3 protein-coding genes and 1 pseudogene are annotated in these 6653 nt (G+C 59.0%); all 4 read left to right on the top strand.

The features are described 5' to 3' along the window. Nucleotides 1-190: pseudogene (locus ACLD7X_RS15640) on the top strand (hypothetical protein); the annotation flags it as partial. 172 nt (nt 191-362) lie between these two features. Next, the gene (locus ACLD7X_RS15645; RefSeq protein WP_411424604.1) at nt 363-3251 is read left to right on the top strand and encodes a hypothetical protein; all 2889 of its coding nucleotides are present in this window, start codon (nt 363-365) and stop codon (nt 3249-3251) included. A gap of 82 nt (nt 3252-3333) precedes the next feature. Continuing rightward, nucleotides 3334-4041, top strand: coding sequence for an IS6 family transposase (locus tag ACLD7X_RS15650; RefSeq protein ID WP_411424606.1), 708 nt, complete (start codon nt 3334-3336; stop codon nt 4039-4041). Between the two features lie 113 nt (nt 4042-4154). Next, the coding region (locus ACLD7X_RS15655) for an FG-GAP-like repeat-containing protein (RefSeq protein ID WP_411424605.1) at nt 4155-6653 on the top strand (2499 nt) is incomplete at its 3' end.

A 6653-nucleotide genomic window follows, 5' to 3' on the forward strand; every position in this document is an offset into this window, starting at 1 on the left:
TCAACCGTTTCGACGACGGGAACGGGCCATGCTCCGGTTCCGGCGGATGCGAAGTTTGCAGAAATTCGCCGCAGTCCACGGCTCGATCCACAACCACTTCAACCAGGAACGCACCCTCATCAGCCGACAGAGTTACAAGGATCGACGCACCGCCGCTCTCGCTCAGTGGCGTCAGCTCGGCGCGGCCTGATGGTCGCTGGGGCAGGGGACTTTCTGAGATTTTTTGGGTTTGTCTGATAGTACCCTCCAGACAGAATCTTCTCAATTAATGATCTACAGATGTGTTCTGTTTAACAATTCTGACTTGATGATCATTTATTGTTCTGTTAATTAGAAAATATTTACAAATTGATTAGGGGGAGGTGGCGGTGGCTTTTATAAATTTGAGTTACTTGGAGAATTCAAATGGACTGACGCTGCCAAATGACGACAATCTTTCGGCAGTAATTTTACAAAATGTTGTGCATGTTTGGCAGAATGAAATAACTCTTTCATCTTCGATTGGAGTCAACGTTGGTATTCGACTAAAAACGAGCGTTGGAAATCCTATACAGTCACAATTACCGGGTCATCTGACACTTGCAGTTTTTCCTGGAAGCGACCATTTCTGGAATATTCCACTCACCGCAGAGGTTGTTTTAATCGGTCTATCTTTGTCCGGAGCGGTGCTCTTAGATACAAATAGAGTTGGCGCAACGCTGATAACAGTCGGTGACATCGTTGGATCTTCTTTTGAGAGTTTGTTAGATATTGATGCCGACAACACGATTAACTCTGCTGCGGCTAACGACTCCATTTTTGCCGGCGCTGGCAATGATATTGTATATGCACATCAAGGGGCGGATACGGTCGACGGTGGACAAGGCAGCGACAGTCTATACGGCTTCGATGGCAACGACTCTATTCTAGGGGGCGACGGCAACGACTCGCTCTTCGGCGATGGCGGAAACGACAGTCTGGTAGGGGGCGATGGCAACGACAATCTGACCGGTGGTTTAGACAACGACACGCTGATTGGCGGGGAAGGTGACGACACGCTGTTTGGCGACGCCGGCAACGATAGCCTCGACGGCGGTGCTGCGAGCGACAACCTTAGCGGTGGCGATGGCCGTGACAGGTTGATCGGCGGAGAGGGTGCCGACACGCTGTTTGGCAACGCCGAAAACGACAATCTCGATGGCGGGGATGGCAACGACAGCCTCAGCGGTGGCGACGGAAACGATACGCTGATCGGGGGCCTTGGTGCTGATACGCTGTTTGGCAATGCCGACAATGACAGTTTCGACGGCGGCGACGGTAACGACCACCTCAGCGGTGGAGATGGCGATGATACAATTATCGGTGGATTGGGTATCGATTGGCTGTTTGGCGAAGCCGGCAACGACAGCATCGAGGGGCGCGCTGACAATGACTTTATCGACGGCGGCGCGGACAATGACACGCTGTCCGGCAACTCCGGTAATGACACTATCCTTGGTGAAGGCGGCAACGATTCGATCAACGGCAATTCCAACGACGACAGCATGTCCGGCGGTGCGGGCAGCGATACGATCTTTGGCGGCGATAACAACGACACGGTAGAGGGTGGGGCAGACAACGACGCCGTCTACGGCAACAACGGCGACGACCTCATTATTGAAGGACCCGGCAACGACACGATCTTCGGCGGTCCGGGGACAGACACAGTCCAGTTCGATCGAAGGATCGGCGATTACGAGATCCTGCAGTTCATTGGAACCAATCCTTACATTCAATTCAGCAACCGGATCGAGGGCACGTCCGACATCGTTTACGGTGTTGAATTCTTCCTGTTCGCCGACATGCTTGTGCCTATCCGGTTCGCGACGGGGTCCCATGCACCGGGACCCGACGTTGTGCCAATTCCGCCAGCAACCCCGACCTCGCCGCTACCGATTGGATCTCGCAACGCGATCTATGGGACGAATGGAGATGACTTGCTGGTCGGCACACCGGCAGCGGACGATATCTACGGCTTCACTGGCAACGACACTTTCCGTGGTGTCGGAAACGACGACTTCGTGGTTGGTGGCGATGGGATCGACTTGATCGATTTTGCTGGAACCACTCAAGGAGTATCTCTCGATCTCTCGATTGAAGGCTGGCAAGCTTTCAGGGGCAGCGAGCGGGTCTTCTTGGCTGGGGCCGAAAACGTCGACGGTTCCGCCGGCAACGACACAATCACCGGCAATGAGTTGTCGAACAACCTGCGCAGCGCGGGCGGCGACGACATGCTTGCAGGCGGCGCTGGGATTGACTCGCTGGATGGCGGCGAAGGCGTCGATACGGCGAGCTACGCCGGGAGCGGAGCCGGAATCACGATCCGGCTGGATCTCGGCTTCGGTGTCGATGGCGGTGGCGCTTTCGACACCTTCACCAGCATCGAGAACGTCATCGGGACAGCCTTCAACGACGTTATCGTCGGTATCGCAGGCGTTGCGAACCAACTGGATGGCGGGCTTGGTGATGACACGTTCTACGGCGAGGGCATCGACGCCGTGATTGGCGGAGGCGGCTTTGACACGTTCTTCACCGGGCCGGGCGCGGCGCTCAATATGAACATCGGGGCCTCGCAGGTGGAAACCATCTGGGGTGGCTTCCTCTCCGACACTATGGACGGTTCGATTGCAACGGTGGACCTAACGTTGATCGGTCAGGGGCCGACGGGCGACAACATGACCGGCGGTTCAGGCAACGACTTCGTCTATTTCCGGGCCGGCGACACCATCGGCGGCGGCACCGGCAGAGACTGGGCCGTGGCGTCGCTGTCGTTTGGGGCCGGCGTCGACCTGAACCTTGGCGCGACCGGGTTCGAGAATGCCTGGGGTTCCAACGTCAACGATACGCTGAACGGCGCATCCGCCAGCACCGGCGTGGTGCTGATCGGCGATGCGGGCAATGATCAGCTCACCGGCAGCGCCTTCACCGACTTCATCTACGGCTTTAGTGACAACGACACGATCAACGGTGGTGGCGGGAACGACATCATCGACGGGGGCGCGGGCGTGGATCAGTTCCTTTACACGAACGCCACCTTCGGAACGGACCTGATCTTCAACTTCCAGGTTGGAACCGACAAGTTAAACCTGATTGGCTCCGGCGTCTCTGCTTTCAACCAATTGACGCTGAATGTCGTTGGCGCTGACACCTACGTTACGGCCTCCGCCTTTGGCGCCAGCCAAATCTTCGTGGTGGGTGTCAACAACCTTACGGCAGGGGACTTCATTATCTGACGGGCACTGTCAGATGAAGGACACGGCACTGTCAGAGGAAAATCGGCTTGCCGTCGGGTTGGGCGGCGGTAGCCTTGATGGCATGAGCCACGCCCGCATCTTCCGCTACTTCAAGACGAGCCCCGAGATCATCCGCCTGGCGGTGATGATGTACGTCCGCTACCCGCTGTCTTTGCGCAACGTCGAGGACCTGCTCCATGAGCACGGGATCGACATCACGCATGAGACGGTGCGGTTCTGGTGGAACCGGTTCGGGCAGGTCTTCGCGGCGGAGATCAGGCGGAGCCGGGTCCAGGCGATGCGCCATTTCCGGCATCGGCGCTGGCATCTCGACGAGATGTTCGTGAAGATCAACGGGGTGAAGCACTATCTCTGGCGGGCTGTCGACCACGAGGGTGAGGTGCTCGAAAGCGTCGTGACGAAGCGCCGGGACAAGAAGGCAGCGTTGAAGTTCTTACGAAAATCGCTTCGAAGGCATGGCTTCACCGAAACAATCGTCACAGATCGACTGGCGTCCTATGGCGCTGCTCTGAAAGCATTGGGCGCGATCGACAAGCGCGAGATCGGCCGGTGGTTGAACAACCGGGTTGAGAATTCCCATCAACCGTTTCGACGACGGGAACGGGCGATGCTCAGGTTCCTGCGCATGCGAAGTCTGCAGAAACTCGCCGCAGTCCACGGCTCGATCCACAATCACTTCAACCAGGAACACCACCTCTCATCCAGACCTGCCTTCAAGGAACGACGCGCCGCCGCACTCACCGAGTGGCGTCAACTCTGCGCGGCCTGATCCATGCCGGGGTAGGGGGCTTTCCGAGACTGTTTTGGTCTGTCTGACAGCACCGATTTCGCTTATGGCCTTGATCTAGCCTAAGTGGCGTGCCGTTTCTTCAGGAGATAGCAATGTCCAATTCAAGCCCGGTCCTCGATGGACTGCTCACCAACGTCGTGTTCGAGGAACAGCTGGTCAATGCAGCACCGCAACTCCTCGACACCAGCGTGGTTTTCACGGATGTAGATGGCAACTTCAATGGTGGCGATCTCGTCGTCAGCGGGCTTCTGGCCGAGGACAGTGTCGGCATCCGCAATGAGGGCACCGGTGCGGGGCAGATTGCCGTCACCGGCAGCGATGTCCGCTTCGGCAATGTCGTCATCGGCAACTTCACCGGCGGCACGGCGGGAACCCCCCTGGTGGTCAGCTTCAACGCCATTGCCACGTCGGCCGCAATCGATGCGCTGCTCCAGAACCTGACCTATGCCAACAGCTCTGACACGCCCACCGCCACGCGCAATCTGGTCATCACGATCCATGATGCAGCTGGCGCCGCAGCCATCCAGCCCACCAGTTTCACCGAGATCACCGGCCTGGCCAACCCCTTCAATGGCATCGATTTTGGCGATTACAGCGCTCCCAGCTTCGCCGATCTCGATGGCGATGGCGACCTTGACGCCCTGATCGGGGCAAGTAACGGCACCCTCCGTTACTTTCGCAACAATGGAACGGCGCTGGCCCCGGTCTTCGCCGAGCAGACCGGTGCTGCCAATCCCTTCAATGGCGTCAATGTGGGGGGGTGGAGCAAACCCAGCTTCGCTGATCTCGATGGCGATGGCGACCTTGATGCCCTGATCGGGGAGTTTGACGGCTTCCTCAACTACTACCGCAACACTGGCACGGCACTGGTCCCGGTCTTCGCCGAGCAGACAGGCGCTGCAAACCCCTTCAATGGCGTCGATGTGGGATTTCACAACGCCCCCAGCTTCGCCAATCTTGATGGCGATGGCGACCTTGATGCCCTGATCGGGGAAAGCGAAGGCCCCCTCAACTACTATCGCAATACCGGCACGGCGCTGGCCCCGGTCTTCATCGAGCAGACCGGCGCTGCCAATCCCTTCAATGGCGTTATTGTGGGTTCCTACAGCACCCCCGGCTTCGCCGATCTCGATGGCGATGGCGACCTTGATGCCCTGATCGGTGAGAATGACGGCACCCTGAATTACTCCCGCAACACCGGCACGGCGCTGGCCCCGGTTTTCACCGAGCAGACCGGCACTGCCAACCCCTTCAATGGCGTTGATGTGGGTCTATACAGCGCCCCCAGCTTCGCCGATCTTGACGGCGATGGCGACCTTGATGCCCTGATCGGGGAGGTATTCGGCACCCTACGCTACTGGCGCAACACCGCATCGGCAGCCTCGACTCCGGCCTTCACCGAGCAGACCGGCGCTGCCAACCCCTTCAATGGCGTCGATGTGGGATTGGTCAGCGCCCCCAGCTTCGCCGATCTCGATGGCGATGGCGACCTGGACGCCCTGATCGGGGAGGGATTCGGCTCCCTCCGCTACTGGCGCAACAATGGCACGGCGCTGGCCCCGGTCTTCACCGAGCAGACCGGCGCTGCCAACCCCTTCAATGGCTTCGATGTGGGAGATGTCAGCACCCCCACATTCGCCGATCTCGATGGCGATGGCGACCTCGATGCCCTGATCGGGGAGTTCAACGGCAACCTCAATTACTACCGCAACATCGGCACGGCGCTGGCCCCTGTCTTCACCCTGCAGATCGGCGCTGCAGACCCCTTCAATGGCGTCGATGTGGGTGTCCAAAGCACCTCCACACTTGCCGATCTTGATGGCGATGGCGATCTGGATGCCGTGATCGGGGAGTTTGACGGCGTCCTCAACTACTACCGCAACGACGGCACGGCGCTCGCCCCGGCCTTCACCGAGCAGACCGGCGCTGCCAATCCCTTCAATGGCGTCGATGTGGGGTTGCGCAGCGCCCCCAGCTTCGCCGATCTTGATGGCGATGGCGACCTTGATGCCCTGATCGGGGAGTTTGACGGCTTCCTGAACTACTACCGCAACACCGGCTCTGGCTTCGTGCTCACCGTCAATGTCACGGCGCAGAACGAGAACCCGTTCGCCGCCGGCAATGATGTGGTGAACCTCAACACGCTGCTGGCCACCGGCAACTACTTCCTGCCCGATGTCACCAATGCACTTGACGGCAACGACAACGTCATCCTCTCCAGCACGGTGAATGTCGGCGTCGCCTTCAATGGCGGGATCGGCAATGACACCATCACCGGCGGAACCGGCAACGACATCATCTTCGGACAGGATGGCAACGACTTCATCGCCGGCGGGGGCGGCGGCGACAGCCTGGACAGCGGCGACGGCTTCGACTCGGTGTCCTGGCTGGGTTCAAGCGCGCCAGTTCTGGTGAATCTCACCAACCAGGCGCTGAACGCCTTCGCCGCGGCGGGCGACACTGTCACCAACTTTGAGGCTTACTACCTCACCAACTCGGCCGACAGCTTCACCAATGCGGGCGCTGGCGGCTACATCTACGGCTTCGGCGGCGGGGACATCATCATTGGCGGGGCCGGCTCGGAGTTCATC

It is taken from the genome of Aphanothece microscopica RSMan92, assembly GCF_046613545.2.
Lineage (GTDB): Bacteria > Cyanobacteriota > Cyanobacteriia > PCC-6307 > Cyanobiaceae > NIES-981.